The organism is Clostridium estertheticum subsp. estertheticum (genome assembly GCF_001877035.1).
Classification (GTDB): domain Bacteria; phylum Bacillota; class Clostridia; order Clostridiales; family Clostridiaceae; genus Clostridium_AD; species Clostridium_AD estertheticum.
In genome coordinates this window covers 2,171,230-2,188,680 of sequence record NZ_CP015756.1, presented here as the reverse complement: position 1 = coordinate 2,188,680, position 17,451 = coordinate 2,171,230, and the positions used below count along the sequence as shown (strand labels likewise).

Here is a 17,451-nt window from a genome sequence, read left to right as displayed (position 1 = left end):
TAAACCTCCAATAATAATATTATGCATTATTTTCCCAAACTACTTTCTATCAGATTTGCTCTCTTTTTCCAATAAGCTATCCTGAAATTATTATATTGCTTATTTAAAACCTCATCGCTTCTAAAACTTACTCTTTTTAAATTACTTCTTATTTTTCTTATTTCTTTTATTTCTTCTAAAGATTTGTTTCTCAAAGGACTCAAGTCATTTAATTTTGTTAACTTTGGATACTTCGGATTTTCTAATAACCCATGCAGAATATCATAGTATTCTTCTTGATGTTTACTATATGGTAATTCTACCATTGGACCTGATTCAATTTGTGCTAAGTGGTGTAATTCAAATGGATTTCCATTAGCATCAATCGGTGAACCTCCAAATTAGCCCGTTCCAAATTAGTTAACCCATCATCTCCTTTAATCGACCAATCAATTTCATTACTCTGATATACTCTTCTACTTACATCTTTTACTTCGCCGCCAACCTTTACTGTTCCTTTGAATTCAGCAGGAGTATACTTTTTAACTTTTCCTACCGTTTTATTACCATTCTTACTCTCTTCAACAGCTTTATTATAATCCTTCTGTTGCTTATTTAGTTCAACTTTCTTTCCGCCCCCACCTGATTTCATTGGATCATTTTTAACATAAACAATTTGCCCATCTGGTGTAACCGCTTTTGCTGGTACTAAATCATCTATATATTTTCCAAACTTATTAACATTTTTTTCAATGTTATCCATGACTTTACTTGCACCTTTTTTAATCCACGATACTGCAGTCTCTAGAGCTTTAGCTCCTCCCGTAAATAGTCCAGTAAATAAAACTCCATTTTTAAATTGATTTAACTGTTCTCCTAAATTAGGCATACGAAAATTAGCAAGTTCATTAAGTGCATAATATGTAGAGTTTTCTGCTCCACCTATGAACAATGTTTTAACAAAATTTAGAGCTAACTGGCCTGTAGTTTCTGCTGCAAATAAAGATGTTCCTGCCATAGCCGGTCCAAACATTGCACCACATAGTGCACCTACAAGAGCTCCTTTTGCCGCACTTATTAAATAATCAAGTGGGCTACTCATTTTATTGTTTTTAATATCCGAGGCTATTGTTCCGCCAACATTACATGCTGCTCCAAGAGCGGCTCCTATTAGCGCAGCTCCAATTACAGCTCCTGCACCGAATGTAGCCACCGATACAACTACTAGAGCGACTACCGCTACCACTGCCACTACCGCAACTGCTGCTTTAAATAGCTTACCCCAACTAAAACCCTTATTTTCTTTCTCAGGTGGTTTTGCTACAACTGCCTTTTTAACCGGCTTAGGTTCTGGTTTTTTACCTATCGTGGGTTCATCATCAAATGCAGCAAAAGCTTCCCTATCACTTCCGTTTTTTATTACATTATTGGATAAGAAGTGCAGATCAGTTTCCATTGAAAATCCACTTTTAGTTCCTGATTTTGCTACAAGTATTTGACTCTGCGCCTTAAGTTTAACGCTTTGTGGTGTTTTCATTGTTATTCCACCAGCTGCATTTAAACTTAGTTTTTTATGACTTTTAATTGTTACTCCAACCGCATCATCAAAACTTATACTAAGTGGCACTTTGCTTCCACCTTTTATATTCAAAGCACCTGGCACCATTTCTATTTCACTACCGTGTTCTGTGCCAAAATACCTTTTAGTTGTATCTGCTGTTTTAGCACAACTGCTTCCATTTTTTCTTACACATCCTGTAACAATTGGCTCTTCGCTAGTTTCACTTGGGAAATACAAACTTGCGCTTGTTCCAACTATGGGCATTGAGTACATTACATTTCCTGTTGGTGGTGCATACGGTAACCAGGAGGCTTTGTCTTTATTTTGGCTTTTGTCTATATTTAAATGAAGTTTTATCTTTTCACCCTTAACTTCAAGAACTTTCCCCTCAATAGATGCCCCACCAATAAGTGAATTTGTAACTTTAGTTTGCCATACTCCGTTTTTTCTACATAAACGGTATTTGTAAATAACTTCATCACTTAAAGCACGAGCTTTATATTGATTTACATAAAAGTCCTTATTTTTAAAGCTGATATTAGCCCCTACTTCATACTTTTCTCTTGTTTCTATTTCATAATAGAAATAGTCAGTATCATGCCCAGCTTCGCTTCCACCTGATTCATGATATTGTTTTAAATCCTTGCAAGCTTTATAATCACTAGTATCTTCTAATTTATAACTTGTTTTACTTGGCCTCCCAAAATAAAACATATTAAGTGTTTCTATTATATCACAAGATAGTTCTGATTTTAACTCACTTGATATTCTCTTTAAAAAACTCCAGTCTGTTTCTTTATATTGAAATAAAGGTTTTCCTATCTTCTCCCCTTCGCCTATACATTGTTCATAGCTATAGCCTGGATAATCCTTTATAATTATTCCTATAAGTTTATCATACGTCATATTCACATCTTGAAATGATCTGCTTTTTTCTTTTACATCCAATTCAAAACTTGATGTAAGTGCTTGTATTTCTAAGTAATAATTTCCGTTTATATTGCTTGTCCTAATATTTTGTACTATTCCATTAAATATTATCTTGCTTTTATTATTAGAATTTTCATCTTCTAATTCTTCATAAACACATATTTTATCATCAGTGGAAGCATTTATAGTAGACTGAAAATTTATTGAGTCATCTATCAAACATTTTAAATATAAATATCCATGTTCATTAGGTTTGTTTTCAATTTTTATATTCTCTATATTTAGCAATTGATAAGGTGATTTAACCCTTAATGTATGAACTGCCCCCATTTACTTTCCCCTTTCATTACTACTTCTTTACTATTTTCTCTGCTTTTTCTATTTTAACTACTCTTGCTCTTGGCCGGTTGTCACGAATTTTATTTTTCCTTGATGTAAAGAACATATAAGCACAGATTCTGCTGTAAGTGCTGGTTTTCCATCAACCAATGTATCCTCTTTTACCTTCATCCAATCGCCTGATACTTTCACAAGACACTTTTTCCCTGGTGGAAGTTGCTTTCCATCTTCACCAATTAAATAAATATCTTCGCCTTCCTTGCATTCGCTGCAAATTCCAAAGTAACTAATGTTTTTATTTACCACATTATCACTTTTATTCATCATAGGTTTTTCTGTTGCATATGCTCCATGACTTTCAGGTAGATTTATTTTTCTTGCATGGGTACCTTTGTCACATCTCATTTTTGCGCCTCTTACTATATAATAATTATCGCTCATATACATACACCCCCTCTTTTAACTCTCTTCCACCTGTAATCTCTCAAGTTTTATTCCCTTAAAATCACGTCTTAAAAGACTTTCTGCAACATCAAGTCTTACAACTATTAATGGTTTTGTACTTTCTTTTATTCTAAATATTTTCTTACCTTGAATCTTTTTTTTACTTAGGATTATGTTTTTAATTATTTTTTTATCTAAACCTAGTTCTGTTTTACCACTTAAGGCTTCTATTTCTTCAAATATAGGTAAATAATAATTTTCTTGTCTATCATGTAATCCATCAATAAGTGGTAAACTAATAAACAAAATATCCCTATCATATTTTTCAATAATTTTTTTAAGCTCATCTGATATCAAAAATAATTGGCTATCTAAAACATCTAAGAATTCGCAATAATTACAAGCTTCTACATTAAATATTATCATGTCTTCAATTTTATGAGCATTTAGAAGATTAATATATTTCATGTTAATTTTCTTAAATACATCTATAATTCTTGGCGTATTTGTATATCTTTCATCTTGTTTTAATAAAAAATAATCCATACATTCTCCTTTTTTATTTTTCTTCTGGATATATCATCTCTGTCTCATCCATATACTCTCCAACAAATATCCTGATATCTTCTGCTTTCTTCATCTTTTCATAAGAAGGTGTTCCTATAAATTTTTCTATAAGTCCTTTTAAAAATTCAACTGCTAAAACATGATATTTATCTGTTTCCTCCAGCATCATATTTTCTATATCCATATCAGTTATACTTCTTCCACACTCTTTTTTCTTTTCCTTGAGTTCTTCCATATACTTAAAAATTGAAGTGAAAATAAAATTTAGATCTATATTAATAAAACATTCCTGCTTATCTAAAACCCAATTTTCATCATATAGATCAATTCTATATTCTCCTTTATTTTCAAGAAGACTAGTTCTAAGAAGAGAAAAATATATATACCTTATTTCCCCTTTTAATTGTTTCTGTTGAAGATCTAGAGCCTGCTTACATACTTCACTAAATGCTGAAACTAAGTTTCCATCTATAACATCATTATCACTTTTATATATTTCATCAATTTTAAGGAAATCATTAATCCATCTATTAACTACATACTTTTCATAAAATTCTGCTAAGAGTTCCTCTTTATTTTCTTGTATTATCACGATTGCTTTTACACCTCCTCATTTGACATGTACATATAAAAACAATTATTCAATCTTAATCTTTCCACCACTCATAGTTACATTATCTTGTATGTTAATTTTTGCTCCACCTTGAGTTAAATCTACCCCATTACCACCTTGAATCGATATCTTGCCACCACCAGTTAATTCTATATCTTCTTTAGCATCCAAAACTATTTTTTTATCACTATTAATTTCTATTCCACCATCATCTGTTAATCTCATCAGTAAATTTCCATTTCCTATAATTTCTACAGCACCTGGTTTCATTACCACTTGTTTTCCGTACTTTGTTCCTATACTTTTCACTGCTGGATCACTACGCTTCTCACTATTACTTGATTTAAGATTTGCTGAGCTTATTGCATATGCATTCTTTTCTTCATTGTCTGGAAAATATAGTCTTATTACATCTCCAACCTCTGGCATACAGTACCAGCCTGTACCATCTGGTGATGAATAAACCGTTGAATATGAAAACCATCTTGCTTTACCTATATCTTGATTTCCATCTATTTCTAAATTAATTTTAACCGTGTCATTTTTTGTATCTAAAACATTTCCTTTAAGAGAAATTCCTACTACCTTGTTATTGTAAGCTCTACGTACTTTTATACCCTTATTATCCCTTAATATATATTTGTTAGAAATCATACCATCTAAAAGTTCCATTTCTGAACTGTATATATATAAACTTTTACCTTTAAAGTTTACTAAATTGTATAAATACATTACTTTATACGTTATTACCTCATAACTTATTAAATTAATGTCATTTAAGCCATCAATTCCGTTTTCTGACTTAAGCCTATATTCTTGTAATGCTTTTTTTATCGAATAATTGTATTTATCAACTTCATATGTTGTGTAACATCCTAAATTTCCTATTGAATACTTTATATCTTTTAATTGACATTCTGATACTACTGGCACATTAAAATGTGAAGATAACCTTTTTATAAATTCCCAATCTGTTTCTTTATATTGAACTATTAACTTATCTATTTTAGTCCCATTCGTAATACTGTCTAATATGTTGATGTTAGTATATTCACCGTTCACAATATTAAAAATTTCTCCATAACTAGAATTTTTATCTTGAAATGTTCTAGTTTTTTTCTTGATATCCATCAAAAAAGTTCTGCTTAACGCCTCTATTTCTAAGGTTCTTACATCTTTATTTGCATTAACTTGAATATTCATTTTTTATAGGGACAACTGAAAGTTCCCATTAAAGTCTTTTCCTTAAATTCCAAAAAGAACATTAAATTATATAAGAAATCATCTATTACTGAGCTCTTAAATTCAAAAAATCCTATGTTCTTAGACTCAACTTCTAAAACCCCATCTTCATAAAATACATTAGATGGATTGCTTTTCTTTATAATCATCTTCATTCCATCTTTAAGTTCTTCAACACGTTCTTCATCTAATGGACTATCAATAATGTTGAGTGTTATAGCTATACTTCCTTCTTCATTACTCTTTATTATTTCTGGACGGCTTTCCGATGGATATTTAAATTTTCTTACATCAAGTGGCATATCTTCAAAATCCTTTGGAATATATATTTTTAATTTTTCATCAAAAAATTCTTTTTCTTCAAATTCGTAATATCTATTTCCAATTTTTATAGGTCCACTACAAATATCTTTTTTTGCTTGTTTTTTTTCTGATTCATTTATAAAATCTAAAATTTTCTCGTCAATTCTTTTATCCATATTTTCTACATTCCTCCTATTCTTATAAACTTTGCCTATTTCATAAATGTTTTTAGGTACATATAAAGTTTATAGGCACTCATATATTCTAATTTATAACTAGTTCGCCAAAATAAAACATATTATGGCCTTTATTATATTATAAAATATTCCTTAATTTTACTCATTTGTAATCCTTTTTAAAAAGTTCCATTTCTCCCATCCTTTCATAGCAAGTATCATTAGAAGCTTCTTTTGATAGCTGTATTTCGATTATCCTCCATCTAATAAAATTAGTCTAAATCGAACTTGCGACATTATTTTCATATACTAATTCTTTGTTTATGAGTTTACGAAGATAAAACATATACACTACATTAGCTAAGGGTACTAACATAATTAGAATATAAAAAATCCATTTTTCTTTAACTTTAGGTAATAAGAATATCGTTCGAATAGTTCCATTTAATGATAATATAACTACTAAACACATAATAATAACAATTACTACAGAAATAATCCCTACTGCAATTGTAAGAGCAAGTACTGGTATAGAGAAGTAAGGTATAAGAAATGCAATAATTATAGTTAATATCATAGTATAGATAACTGTTATAAGGTTTAAACCCTCAGGCATTTGTGAATAGCACTTAATAATAAGAAGTATTATGCAAATAGAATATAATATTGCTGAATAAATAGAATAGCTAAGTAATTTCTTAGAGAATGTTAGTCTTAATTGCTTTATCCCTGCATCACCAATACCTTTTAGGTTTTTGCTAGTAATTATATTAATTTTAAAGAGTATGTATAAGGATAAAATTAATATTTGTACTATTATTGCAATTAAAAAAATAATTGATAAAAAATCTTTTGATACAAATAAAAAGACCGATACAATAAACAATACCGGTATTGCCAATAAGAAAATAGGAAATAATGTTAGAAAAGGATAAACAGTAATAGGGGAATTAATATTAAATTTTGCCTTTTTATCTAAAACTATAAGTGAAATTAAAATAACGGTTAATATAAAAGATATAATAAATAAAATAATACTCATAAAAAACTCCCATCATATTTAAATTAGAGACTGTAAATAGTTTAGCAAGAAATAGATAAAGTTTATTGTGAAGACTAAAAATAAACACTCTTCCATAGCTTACAAAATCATTTGCTACAAAATATGTTATTATTACATCATTAACCATATACTTAGCGTATTTAAGTCATTTATAAAATGATTTCTTACTTTTATAAATTTCTTAATTAGTGAAGTCTACAACTTGTACCACTTTAAAATCAAATAAGATTTTACACAGATGCCTTAGCTTACTTTTTTGCAGTAGCTGGGCGATAAATACCTGCACACTTTGTCTTGTCTCCACCCCAGTCAAACTCTTTTTCTCTATCTGACTTCTTAATTATCTGCAGCATGGAAAGCCCTACATTATTAGGATCTTTAGTGTCAACTGTCTGGTCTTTAAAAAACACTATATATGTATCTTTATCCGTTGTAACTGTATAGAAAGCTTTCAAATCACTTGTCATTTCCCCATTATCTTTATTTTCCGAAACTGCAAGCGCGACATCTTTTGATTTGATTTTGCCTTTATAAAAACTCCTTATATAATCAATACCACCATCAATGTCCTTAGCTTCTTTCAATGCCTTAGGGGAGAACATTTTTTTCAGTCCTTCCTTGTTATTGTTCTCCAAACATTCTATTATGTTCTGAAACCGTGTATTAGCAATTTCCCTATCACTTTTGACATTTAGTGCAGACGCTCCTGCCTTTACTATCTTAGACTTGATAGAGTTACACGCTATTAGCCCTAACGAAAGTGTAATAATGGTTATTAATAATATTAATCTCTTAATATTCATGATTTTCTCCTTTTAAATTGGATTTTTTTACTAAGAACTCTTTTATACAGCGCTTGGAGATATATCTTTGTTTACCACTATACCTACTTTCCTAGATGTAGTTTCAGATTCACAAAATGGCCATAGCTTCCCCTTTAAAAATGTGAATTCTTAACCACCTGCTTTTTAGTTTACAACTGGTACCAATTTAAAATTAAATAAGATTTTACACAGATGCCTTAGCTTAATTTTTTACAGTAGCTGGGCGATAAATACCTGCACATTTTGACTTTCCTTCACCCCAGTCAAAATATTTTTTTCTATCTGACTCCTTAATTATCTGCAGCATGGAAATTCCGACATTATCAGGATTTTTAGTGTCAACTGTCTGGTCTTTAAAAAACACTATATACGTATCTTTATCCGTTGTAACTGTATACTTACAATCCAGTTCACTTTTTCTTTCACCATCCTCATTATGATCCTTAGTTGGTATTGTACCCTCATCTCTTGATTTCATCTTGCCTTTATAAAACTCCATTATATAATCAATACCACCATCAATATCCTTCGCTTCTTTCAATGCCTTAGGGGAGAACATTTTTCTCAGCCCTTTCTTATCATTACTTTCCAAACATTCTATTATCTTTTTAATATGTGCATTACCAATTTTATTATCATTGCTGATCTCATCATTTAGCGCAGACTCTCTGGCCTTCATTAGATTAATCTTGACAGAACCGCACGCTGTTAGCCCTAAAGAAAGTGTAATAATGGTTATAAATAATATTAATCTCTTAATATTCATAATTTCCTCCTTTAAAATTAGATCTTTTTAATAAAACTCTCTCTTACAGTGCTTGCAAATATATCTTTATTTACCATTATACCTACTTTCCTAGATGTAGTTTCAGATCCACAAAATGGCCATACTTTCCCCTTTAAAAATCTAAATTCTTAAACACCTGCTTTTAAGTCTACACCTGGCACCAATTTAGACTCAAATAAGGTTTTACACAGATGCCTTAGCTTACTTTTTTACAGTAGCTGAGCGATAAATACCAGCACATCTTGACTTGCCTGTACCTCCATCAAACTCCTTATCTCTATCTGACTCCTTAATTATTTGCAACATGTAAATCCCGACATTATCAGGATTTTTAGTGTCAACTGTCTGGTCAATAAAAAATACATTATACGTATCTTTATCCGTTGTAACTACATACTCACAATCCAGTTCACTTTTCCTTTCACCATCCTCTACTGAATCATCAGTTGGTATTGAGCCCTTATCCCTTGATTTCATCTTGCCTTTATAAAAGGCCATTACATAATCAATACCACCATCAATATCCTTCGCTTCTTTCAATGCCTTAGGGGAGAACATTTTTTTCAGCCCTTTCTTATCATTACTTTCCAAACATTCTATTATCTTTTTAATACGTGCATTCCCAATTTTATTATCATTGCTGATCTCGCCATTTAGCGCAGACTCTCTGGCCTTCATTAGTTTGGACTTTACTGAACTACACGCTATTAGACCTAAAGAAAGTGTAATAATGGTTATAAATAATATTAATTTCTTAATATTCATAATTTCCTCCTTTAAAATTAGATCTTTTTAATAAAACTCTCTCTTACAGTGCTTGCAAATATATCTTTATTTACCATTATACCTACTTTCCTAGATGTAGTTTAGATCCACAAAATGGCCATACTTTCCCCTTTAAAAATCTAAATTCTTAAACACCTGCTTTTAAGTCTACATTGGCACCAACTTAGACTCAAATAAGATTTTACACAGATTCCTTAGCTTGCTTTTTTACAGTAGCTGGGCGATATATACCTGCACACTTTGTCTTGTCTCCACCCCAGTCAAACTCCTTATCATCATCTGACGCCTTAATTATTTGCAGCATGTTAAGCCCAACATTATCAGGATTTTTAATGTCAACTGTCTGGTCAATAAAAAACACTGTGTATGTATCTTTATCCGTTGTAACTGTGTAGTAAGCTTGCAATTCACTTGTCTTTTCCCCATTATCTTTATGGTCCGAAACTGCAAGCGCGACATCTTTTGATTTGATTTTGCCTTTATAAAAACCCTTTATATAATCAATGCCACCATCAATATCCTTCGCTTCTTTCAATGCCTTAGGAGAGAACATTTTTTTCAACCCTTTTTTGTCGTTTTTTTCTAAACATTCTATTATCTTTTGAAAACGTGTATTCGCAATTTCCTTATCACTTTTGACATTTAGCGCAGACTCTCCGCCCTTTACTATCTTAGACTTGAGAGAGCTACACGCTATTAGCCCTAAAGAAGTTGTAATAATGATTATACATAATATTAATCTCTTAATATTCATAATTTCCTCCTTTTTAATTAGATGCTTTCAACACCTTACCATTCACACCTAGCAATATGGTTTTCGGCGTCAAATTCCCATGTTTTTTGATGTTGATATCTTTTGTAAAAAGCCTTCCATAAATCAGGATGACCCGAAAAATCTATACTTCCGTTTACAGTAAGATTTGCTGCTTTTGCATTCTGATACTCAGGATTGAATCCAGTGCACCACCAATTTTTGTATTGTGGCTTCTAATCAACAATTGTGTTTCCTTCCTTATCTTCTGTCCTTACTAAATCATTAGAATAAAATGATTTTGTTCAAATTCTTATTTTTGATTTTTTTTTACTTTTTTAGACCATTGGTTCACCCAAATTACAAAATATAATTGCTTATGTGGGCAAATTTTGCTTACTAAGGATATTCTACCATAATAACTTTGCTAAATCAGGGGAATATTGTCACCTTTCATGCTAAAAGTTCTACATTCCTATTATCAGGAACAAAGAAATGAAGTAATTACTCTGTATAATAATTAACAACATATCTTGAATTCCTCTACAATTTTTATCATAACTATTCATGCTCTGATTTTCGTTGCATAAAATTATAGAAAATACTTTTTTTATTAGAAAAATTAACCTTTATTATTGTTACTGGGTTATCTAAAATTCTATCACTGCAATATTCACCCCATAACTGTTTAAGAATATTCTTTTGTTATGTTTATTTATACCATTTTATCGATTATATTATGTAAATTCTTATACTAAAAAAAATGAACCAGCTTACTTTAATTTCAGCTGATTCATTTCATCTTTTCACTGCATTATTAAAAATTATGCTATTAGTTTACTATAATCAAATTTCAGCATAACAGTGGCTCAATTTCAACACATCGAAGGCTCCAAGAGAGCATATTATTCATTTATTCTTCATTTTTATCATCGCCTAAATAATATGAACCAAGGAATATTTAAAATCATATTTACTATTGCATATACTATTGGCAACAATAACAACACCCGTACCTACAATAATAATGATAAAATAATATAATATATTAATAATTTCTTTTTTTTATCTCTTTTTACGTCTGGCTTCTCTGTTTCAATATTATTAATACTAGCATATGAAATATCATTTTTATGTATTTCTCTATAATTTATGTGATTTTACATAAACCATCCTTTTAATTTTGGTTTTTTATCAACTAAACCTTTTACTTCTTCGCAGGTTAATTTTAACCTTCGAAGAAATTCCTTAAATGCTATCTTTTTCGCAATTGAATTACATAAAAATTCCATGACAAACATAACAACAATACCTATAATAGTAAAAATGATAGCTTCATACAAATTAGACTTTTCAACCTTAGTTGAGTCTAATACTCCCTTAAGTAATTGCATCAGTAGAACTACAATTACTATCTTCCCAATTGCATTAAAAAAACCTCCTATTGCTGAAACAACTGTAGCGATTTTGCTTCCTTATAACATTTATAAGAATATTTAATATACACCTTATTTAACACGCCCTCATTTTCAGATTATTATTTATCGTTAAAACCTAACAAATCTTTAATGTAAGTATTATTATAATCTAATCTGAAGCGCATAGAAAAACTAAAATCTCCTTATCATATTAGATGTCATTACTAGTTACTTACTGAATTCTTAAAAGAACGTATAAAATCAGCAAATTCTTCCCTTTCTGATATGGATGATGCTCCTGGAAAATAAAACTGTTTTAATGTACAAAATAAGATTTTTTTTCTATGCCTATATACTAATTTAATTGAGGATCCAGATGTATTAACTTTAACCTTTCTTAGATCTCCTACTCCTACTTGTGTGATTCTTGTTAAATTGGCTTTTATCTCTTTGGTATAATCATCTCCATAAGCTGGCACAAAAAACATTTTCATATTTCCGTAGATCAAAATAAGTTTTTCACTTTGTGTATAATTGAAAACACTATTATTTATTGCCCTTGAAAGTAACTTATTTAATATACTCTCTCTTATCATGCTTGAATTGCTTTGCATTGTCATGATAGGTACTGATTTATATCCTGTACTATCAGAAACTACCCTTTTCATAAGTTCATTAATTTGTCCTTGTATATTTGCATCCTCCACCTTAACTGCACCTTTATTCCTTTTCTTTCCTATTAATAATGATATAATAATAACACTAATAATAAAACTGAAGAATATAATTATAAATCCTACTTGTGACACATCGTTCTCCCCCTTTATGTTACATATATAATTTTAGTAAATTTCAACCAATACCATAATTTAAAAAATAAGGACTAACACAAGAAGAAACTGAAATCAGTTTCTTCTTGCTAATAATATTATTCAAAATAAGTATTAGGTACGTATATATTAACCTTACTTACTATTTTTGTTGTATAATCGAATGAAATACTCACACTTATATTCTCAATTTCATAACTCAAAATTCCTATACTTCCATCTGGTTGAAGAATTTCATCAACATCTTCAGTTTTCTTTGACATAATATTTTTTACATCATTTATAGTCTTGCCCTTAAAATTAACTCCATCAATTAAAATATTATCGTATTTATTTTTTTTGATTCCTGCCTCTGCCTTTTCAAAATTCATTTCATATTCACTAATAATACAATCTCTGTAGCCAATACTTTGTTCAGTGTTATTTACAAAATTAACCTGACCTAAATTATATCCATCTTTATTAATAACTGCGAGATAATATGTCATTTTTTCAAGTTGCAGTCCATTGGTATCCTTTTCTAAACTGGTATTAGATGATATTAATAATCCACCATCAAGGATGGCTCCTAATTTTGATTGTCCCACTTTAAATTCTACACCTTCAACAGTTACTGAAAGTGGTTTAATTTCATTCAGTCTACTCCTTGGTTTGTGTGAATTAGAACATTTATTAAAGAGTATTGTAATAATAATAATGATTAAAACAGCTAAAATTTTTCTTCCTATTTTTTTTAACATTGTCCCCCCCAAATTTTATATTTTCATCATAATTATACATTATATATAAATTTTAGTCAATTTTCTTCTTTTAATCTTTTTTAGTATATAATGTAATTATATAACCTTTAGCATTCAGTTTCTTAATTCCACCAAATGATTTTGTTACATGCTGATATTTCAGAGACCCTCTGAGACATGATAGCTTAAATTGGTAAAACAAAAGACTAACATAAGAATTTCTCCTCATGTTAGCCTTTAGTTTTGTTTTTCACCGTGATTTACTTCTTTTCCAATTGTATTTTTATAACTTAAGACACCTAATTTGCAAGGTGTTTTATTCTAGAAAGCTTGTTAACATAACACTATAAAGTGGCAGGCAATTTATTATAGAATTATTCCAACAAGTCTTGACATAGCACACTATATCCTAGTCCATCATCGATTTCTTCATTATAGTATTCTGGGCTTATGTGTTTTATAACATTTCCATTCGAGTCTACGAAAAATCTCTCTACTCCTCCATGTCTGTGTGCTTCTTTTTTTAGATTGTTCGAATTAAAAATATATGACCTAAATTTTAAATGTATGGATATAAATGGTATATAATAATAGATTTTGCATTTGGGTTGGATGAAAGAAAAGTAGAAGCATGATTATAAAATAGCAGGATTTTAAACATAGTTAGGAGGAGTTTTTTATTGAAAATATTGACACCATACGCTCCTATTTCTTCACATAAAATTATTTAAATGGGTTTTTATATATAAATTTGCAGTTTAGACAAGTTATCAGATATAATAGTAAAGTGATTATTTAAGAAATAGGGGGATATTATGAAAAAATGTAAAAAAATTAAAAATTATATTGCTATTATTATATTAAGTATTTTTGCTATGACAATGCTTGGATGTAATAATACGAAAAAGGTTGATTCAAAATCTGATTCAGTTCAAAAGAAAGAAGAAATTACTGCGACTGACGAAATAACAAATGCTAAACTACATAATAAGATAGTTCAAGTTGGTAACAAAGTTGTTACCTTACCAGCAAAATATACTGATTTTACTAATGCAGGTGCAGTGCTATCATCAAAAGAGCTTTCAGAAGACTATATAATGGATGCAAATTCAACACAAATGTGTGATATGTCTATTGGTACTACAAAATTTCAATTATCCTTAAAAAACAATTCAGATAAGAAAGACTCTTTAAAAAATGTAGATGTAGAATATATCTCTAACACACAAGGAAAAGATATATTTTATACTGGTGGAATTTATGTTGGAAGTAAATTAGATAATTTAACTGGAAAATGGGGACAACCATCAGAAGATAATTCAAATAGTAACGATAAGAGTATGAAATATTGTTATTATGAGGATTCTGTAAAGTTACCTGTTATGTGTTCAGCGACTGGAAATGAATATACTGTTACAATTGATAGAAATACAAGTATCATTACAGATATTCGATACAAATGGTCACAAGCTAATATGTCTGATACAAGTACATTGAAAACTTATTCAAAAGAAATACCTACTTTTGATGGCAAAAAGCACGTTATTTCTTATCAAATTCCAGCTTATATAGTACAACAAAACCAAGAACATAAAATAGCAATTTGTACAGTAGATAATGTTAAATATATTGTAGATGTTCCTAATGATCCTAATTCAATATCTTATTCATCTAAAAATATTGATAATAGTATAAAAGAATATTCTAATACTTTAGCTATTGGTAAAACTAACTATAATTTTTATATTTTGAATAAAACAGATAATGATGCACATGTATATGGATATGAAAATAAAGAAAACTCATTATTATTTACTATGTGTTACATGAATAAAGACTCTCAATACATTACTAATTGTAAAATAACTCCTTATGATAAAAATGGAACTATAACAGATTCAGCAATTTCAAAGTTTAAAGACATTATGTCACAAATCACAAAATCTATGCATGAAACTATAACTCAATAAATTTAATTTATAGATGATTGAATTATATAACTATAATATTATAGATATTTTTAATGCTTATAGCAACATTTATAGGCTACAGAATATCTATGATATTTTTTATGATTTTGTAAATATAAAATGTCGAAAATGTTTTATAAAGTAAATAATATAGGAATTCAATTAGCTGACAGTAGAGGTATATCCAATGTGCTTAGCAAAGATATTTTTATAAAAAAAACTTATAGATTGTTATAAAGAATGAGTTAAAGAAGGCAATAAACATTATAAAAATGTTTATTGCCTTTTCTCATGCCACTTTGTAAGAATCATCATTAGATTGATCATTATCTATAACAACTCCAAGCTTAGTTGATATTATGGCATTGAGTTTATTAATTGATCTTGATAGGCAGTTTATTTGTTTCTATACGCGTATTAGCAAATAAGCAGCAACAGCTACAGGAAAGCCATTATTGACTATTAGATTGATTAATTCGTTAACTTCCATGATTACCACTTCCTACATTGGTTATATGTTCAGAAGCAGATTATTTCATGTTTAATGCTTAAGGAAAAATAATTATTTAGAACATCTTATCAAGAAACACTTTTGAAAATTCTGGAAAAACTAGCCTATATATTCTTTGAGCTTTTAGTTTCATATTATTGAATACTTTATTTACCATTTGAATTGCATGAAATAAAGACTAACACAAGAATTTCTCCTCATGCTAGTCTTTGCATTGTTATAGTCTATTAAAACCTCACCTATTGAAGTTACTGTGACTAAACTTTCAACATCACCGTCATAGCTATAATCTAGAATTACCACTTTACAAACTTTAGAAGTCACCTAACATCTTGTTAATGCGGACTGTGAAGACCTTGTTTAAGCTTATTGTTCCCAAACTGATACAATTTCTTCATTTAATTCTTTAGCTTTCTTATAGTAGTGTGTAAAATCTTTATCCTCATGATAAAACAATCCGACTATAATATTATTTTTGGGTTTACAGATTATACAAATAACCTTCCCTTGCTTAAACAGTTTAGGTAATTGTTGTCCTTCTAAAAAACCATTCAACTTAATTATAGTTTCCATATCATTAAAATGAGTTTTTAGTAATCCATCATATTCTAACTTACTACTATCCCCAATTTCTTCAACATATTTATCTTTTAAGTTTATAGTTAAAGAATAAATAATATTGTATTTTAATAAAATATTATTTATTTTACTTTTATTCATATTTTAGCTCCTCCTGGATATATATTTCATCCTAATTACTGCCCTGGATCATACTAATTACCATCTTCAACTTGAATTAACCTTGCTCCTTTACTTTTCCAATAATCTTTAATTTCTGATTGTCTTAATTTATTACCATCAACTTCAGAATTAAAGATTGTCCTTTTTGAGTATTAGTAAAAGGCCCTGGTTCAATAATTAGTGGCTATGAAAATTTAGGATCTCTAGGATTCATTATGTGACCGTCAGGTATCTTTACTATTTCTCCCTTCCAGTTTTTTGTTATTTCAGTTTTCTCAGCCCCTTTATTAATAGCACTAGTTTTACTTTTACAATCCATATAACCACTAGGATCAAAATATCCCACAGGATTATTCCCACAATAAGCATAAAAATTTAACCCATCACCTCTATAAACATCCTCCTGAGTAAACCTACCAACTACATGATTATAGAATCTAGCTCTTAAATAATATTGCTGAGTAATTCCATCAAACTGCTGACCAGTATAAGTAATTCTATTATGAACTTCCTCATTACTCTCTAATACAGTTCCAAAAGCATCATAACAATATTCATTTCTAACACTTTGATTGCTATCTGTAATATGAGCTGTGCTACCCTGCTCATATTGGGTGTAGTAATACCTATTTTCTTCTGTATTACTTGTAATATCCGTAGCAACAACTTCATACCCTCTAACAAATCTAGAAACTGAATTATAATCCTTATCAGTTTCAACTAAAATATTTTCCTTAGTTATAGCTTTAAACTGCTGGTTTAAGGTATTATACTCAAATGTGTTTGCACCTAGGTTACTTTCCTCTTTCTTTGCTTTTCATTGGTATTCAAAATCCCAATAATTTTTTATGATGGGATCTATTAATATTGTTATTT

The 17,451-nt window shown here is 29.4% G+C and carries 18 protein-coding genes and 2 pseudogenes; 1 reads left to right on the top strand and 19 read right to left on the bottom strand.

The annotated features are described in order from the left end of the window. Positions 1 to 26: 26 nt before the first annotated feature. From A7L45_RS10030 to A7L45_RS09960, 15 genes are all read right to left on the bottom strand, one after another. Entirely contained in the window at positions 27 to 305 is a 279-nt protein-coding gene (locus A7L45_RS10030; RefSeq protein ID WP_071612637.1) for an HNH/ENDO VII family nuclease, read from the bottom strand. 20 nt (positions 306 to 325) lie between these two features. Then, a complete protein-coding gene (locus A7L45_RS24215; protein WP_071612636.1) occupies positions 326 to 2,800 on the bottom strand; it encodes a hypothetical protein in 2,475 nt (824 codons plus the stop codon). Between the two features lie 57 nt (positions 2,801 to 2,857). Next, positions 2,858 to 3,250, bottom strand: coding sequence for a DUF4280 domain-containing protein (locus tag A7L45_RS10020; RefSeq protein ID WP_071612635.1), 393 nt, complete (start codon positions 3,248 to 3,250; stop codon positions 2,858 to 2,860). An 18-nt stretch (positions 3,251 to 3,268) separates the two neighbouring features. Further along, positions 3,269 to 3,799: a hypothetical protein gene (locus A7L45_RS10015; protein WP_071612634.1), complete on the bottom strand. Its 531-nt coding sequence runs from the start codon at positions 3,797 to 3,799 to the stop codon at positions 3,269 to 3,271. Positions 3,800 to 3,812: 13 nt separating this feature from the next. Then, a complete protein-coding gene (locus tag A7L45_RS10010; RefSeq protein WP_071612633.1) occupies positions 3,813 to 4,412 on the bottom strand; it encodes a hypothetical protein in 600 nt (199 codons plus the stop codon). Between the two features lie 45 nt (positions 4,413 to 4,457). Continuing rightward, positions 4,458 to 5,636 (bottom strand): phage tail protein, encoded by a 1,179-nt coding sequence (locus tag A7L45_RS10005; RefSeq protein WP_071612632.1) that lies wholly within the window; start codon positions 5,634 to 5,636, stop codon positions 4,458 to 4,460. After that, positions 5,633 to 6,154 carry a hypothetical protein gene (locus A7L45_RS10000; protein ID WP_071612631.1) on the bottom strand — a complete coding sequence of 174 codons (522 nt, stop codon included), beginning with the start codon at positions 6,152 to 6,154 and terminating at the stop codon, positions 5,633 to 5,635. Before A7L45_RS10000 ends, A7L45_RS10005 begins: the two co-directional genes overlap by 4 nt. Before the next feature lie 277 nt (positions 6,155 to 6,431). Continuing rightward, positions 6,432 to 7,196, bottom strand: coding sequence for a hypothetical protein (locus A7L45_RS09995; RefSeq protein ID WP_071612630.1), 765 nt, complete (start codon positions 7,194 to 7,196; stop codon positions 6,432 to 6,434). Positions 7,197 to 7,465: 269 nt separating this feature from the next. Further along, on the bottom strand, positions 7,466 to 8,020 hold the full coding sequence (locus tag A7L45_RS09990; protein ID WP_071612629.1) for a DUF5104 domain-containing protein: 555 nt from the start codon (positions 8,018 to 8,020) through the stop codon (positions 7,466 to 7,468). A 223-nt stretch (positions 8,021 to 8,243) separates the two neighbouring features. Then, a complete protein-coding gene (locus tag A7L45_RS09985) occupies positions 8,244 to 8,807 on the bottom strand; it encodes a DUF5104 domain-containing protein (RefSeq protein WP_071612628.1) in 564 nt (187 codons plus the stop codon). Between the two features lie 222 nt (positions 8,808 to 9,029). Next, positions 9,030 to 9,593: a DUF5104 domain-containing protein gene (locus A7L45_RS09980; RefSeq protein WP_071612627.1), complete on the bottom strand. Its 564-nt coding sequence runs from the start codon at positions 9,591 to 9,593 to the stop codon at positions 9,030 to 9,032. A gap of 202 nt (positions 9,594 to 9,795) precedes the next feature. Then, entirely contained in the window at positions 9,796 to 10,368 is a 573-nt protein-coding gene (locus A7L45_RS09975) for a DUF5104 domain-containing protein (RefSeq protein ID WP_071612626.1), read from the bottom strand. Positions 10,369 to 11,525: 1,157 nt separating this feature from the next. Further along, entirely contained in the window at positions 11,526 to 11,759 is a 234-nt protein-coding gene (locus A7L45_RS09970) for a hypothetical protein (protein ID WP_071612625.1), read from the bottom strand. A gap of 248 nt (positions 11,760 to 12,007) precedes the next feature. Then, the gene (locus tag A7L45_RS09965; RefSeq protein ID WP_071612624.1) at positions 12,008 to 12,592 is read right to left on the bottom strand and encodes a hypothetical protein; all 585 of its coding nucleotides are present in this window, start codon (positions 12,590 to 12,592) and stop codon (positions 12,008 to 12,010) included. Between the two features lie 119 nt (positions 12,593 to 12,711). Further along, complete coding sequence (locus tag A7L45_RS09960; RefSeq protein WP_071612623.1) at positions 12,712 to 13,353, bottom strand: hypothetical protein; 642 nt, start codon at positions 13,351 to 13,353, stop codon at positions 12,712 to 12,714. Between the two features lie 815 nt (positions 13,354 to 14,168). Between A7L45_RS09960 and A7L45_RS09955 the strand changes: the two genes are divergently transcribed. Further along, positions 14,169 to 15,323 carry a hypothetical protein gene (locus tag A7L45_RS09955; protein ID WP_071612622.1) on the top strand — a complete coding sequence of 385 codons (1,155 nt, stop codon included), beginning with the start codon at positions 14,169 to 14,171 and terminating at the stop codon, positions 15,321 to 15,323. Between the two features lie 289 nt (positions 15,324 to 15,612). On the opposite strand, the pseudogene A7L45_RS09950 reads toward A7L45_RS09955, so the two are convergent. From A7L45_RS09950 to A7L45_RS23835, 4 genes and pseudogenes are all read right to left on the bottom strand, one after another. Beyond that, positions 15,613 to 15,813 (bottom strand): annotated as a pseudogene (locus tag A7L45_RS09950) (YvrJ family protein). A gap of 387 nt (positions 15,814 to 16,200) precedes the next feature. Further along, the gene (locus tag A7L45_RS09945; protein ID WP_071612621.1) at positions 16,201 to 16,554 is read right to left on the bottom strand and encodes a hypothetical protein; all 354 of its coding nucleotides are present in this window, start codon (positions 16,552 to 16,554) and stop codon (positions 16,201 to 16,203) included. A gap of 205 nt (positions 16,555 to 16,759) precedes the next feature. Continuing rightward, on the bottom strand, positions 16,760 to 16,921 hold the full coding sequence (locus A7L45_RS23840; protein WP_236900477.1) for a hypothetical protein: 162 nt from the start codon (positions 16,919 to 16,921) through the stop codon (positions 16,760 to 16,762). A 36-nt stretch (positions 16,922 to 16,957) separates the two neighbouring features. Next, positions 16,958 to 17,071: pseudogene (locus tag A7L45_RS23835) on the bottom strand (RHS repeat-associated core domain-containing protein); the annotation flags it as partial. Positions 17,072 to 17,451 lie beyond the last annotated feature (380 nt).

Bases quoted from the DNA above. Each gene is read 5' to 3' on its own strand.
- A7L45_RS10030 (WP_071612637.1), bottom strand. From the start codon at position 305: ATGGTAGAATTACCATATAGTAAACATCAAGAAGAATACTATGATATT.
- A7L45_RS24215 (WP_071612636.1), bottom strand. From the start codon at position 2,800: ATGGGGGCAGTTCATACATTAAGGGTTAAATCACCTTATCAATTGCTA.
- A7L45_RS10020 (WP_071612635.1), bottom strand. From the start codon at position 3,250: ATGAGCGATAATTATTATATAGTAAGAGGCGCAAAAATGAGATGTGAC.
- A7L45_RS10015 (WP_071612634.1), bottom strand. From the start codon at position 3,799: ATGGATTATTTTTTATTAAAACAAGATGAAAGATATACAAATACGCCA.
- A7L45_RS10005 (WP_071612632.1), bottom strand. From the start codon at position 5,636: ATGAATATTCAAGTTAATGCAAATAAAGATGTAAGAACCTTAGAAATA.
- A7L45_RS10000 (WP_071612631.1), bottom strand. From the start codon at position 6,154: ATGGATAAAAGAATTGACGAGAAAATTTTAGATTTTATAAATGAATCA.
- A7L45_RS09995 (WP_071612630.1), bottom strand. From the start codon at position 7,196: ATGAGTATTATTTTATTTATTATATCTTTTATATTAACCGTTATTTTA.
- A7L45_RS09990 (WP_071612629.1), bottom strand. From the start codon at position 8,020: ATGAATATTAAGAGATTAATATTATTAATAACCATTATTACACTTTCG.
- A7L45_RS09985 (WP_071612628.1), bottom strand. From the start codon at position 8,807: ATGAATATTAAGAGATTAATATTATTTATAACCATTATTACACTTTCT.
- A7L45_RS09980 (WP_071612627.1), bottom strand. From the start codon at position 9,593: ATGAATATTAAGAAATTAATATTATTTATAACCATTATTACACTTTCT.
- A7L45_RS09975 (WP_071612626.1), bottom strand. From the start codon at position 10,368: ATGAATATTAAGAGATTAATATTATGTATAATCATTATTACAACTTCT.
- A7L45_RS09970 (WP_071612625.1), bottom strand. From the start codon at position 11,759: ATGCAATTACTTAAGGGAGTATTAGACTCAACTAAGGTTGAAAAGTCT.
- A7L45_RS09960 (WP_071612623.1), bottom strand. From the start codon at position 13,353: ATGTTAAAAAAAATAGGAAGAAAAATTTTAGCTGTTTTAATCATTATT.
- A7L45_RS09955 (WP_071612622.1), top strand. From the start codon at position 14,169: ATGAAAAAATGTAAAAAAATTAAAAATTATATTGCTATTATTATATTA.
- A7L45_RS09945 (WP_071612621.1), bottom strand. From the start codon at position 16,554: ATGAATAAAAGTAAAATAAATAATATTTTATTAAAATACAATATTATT.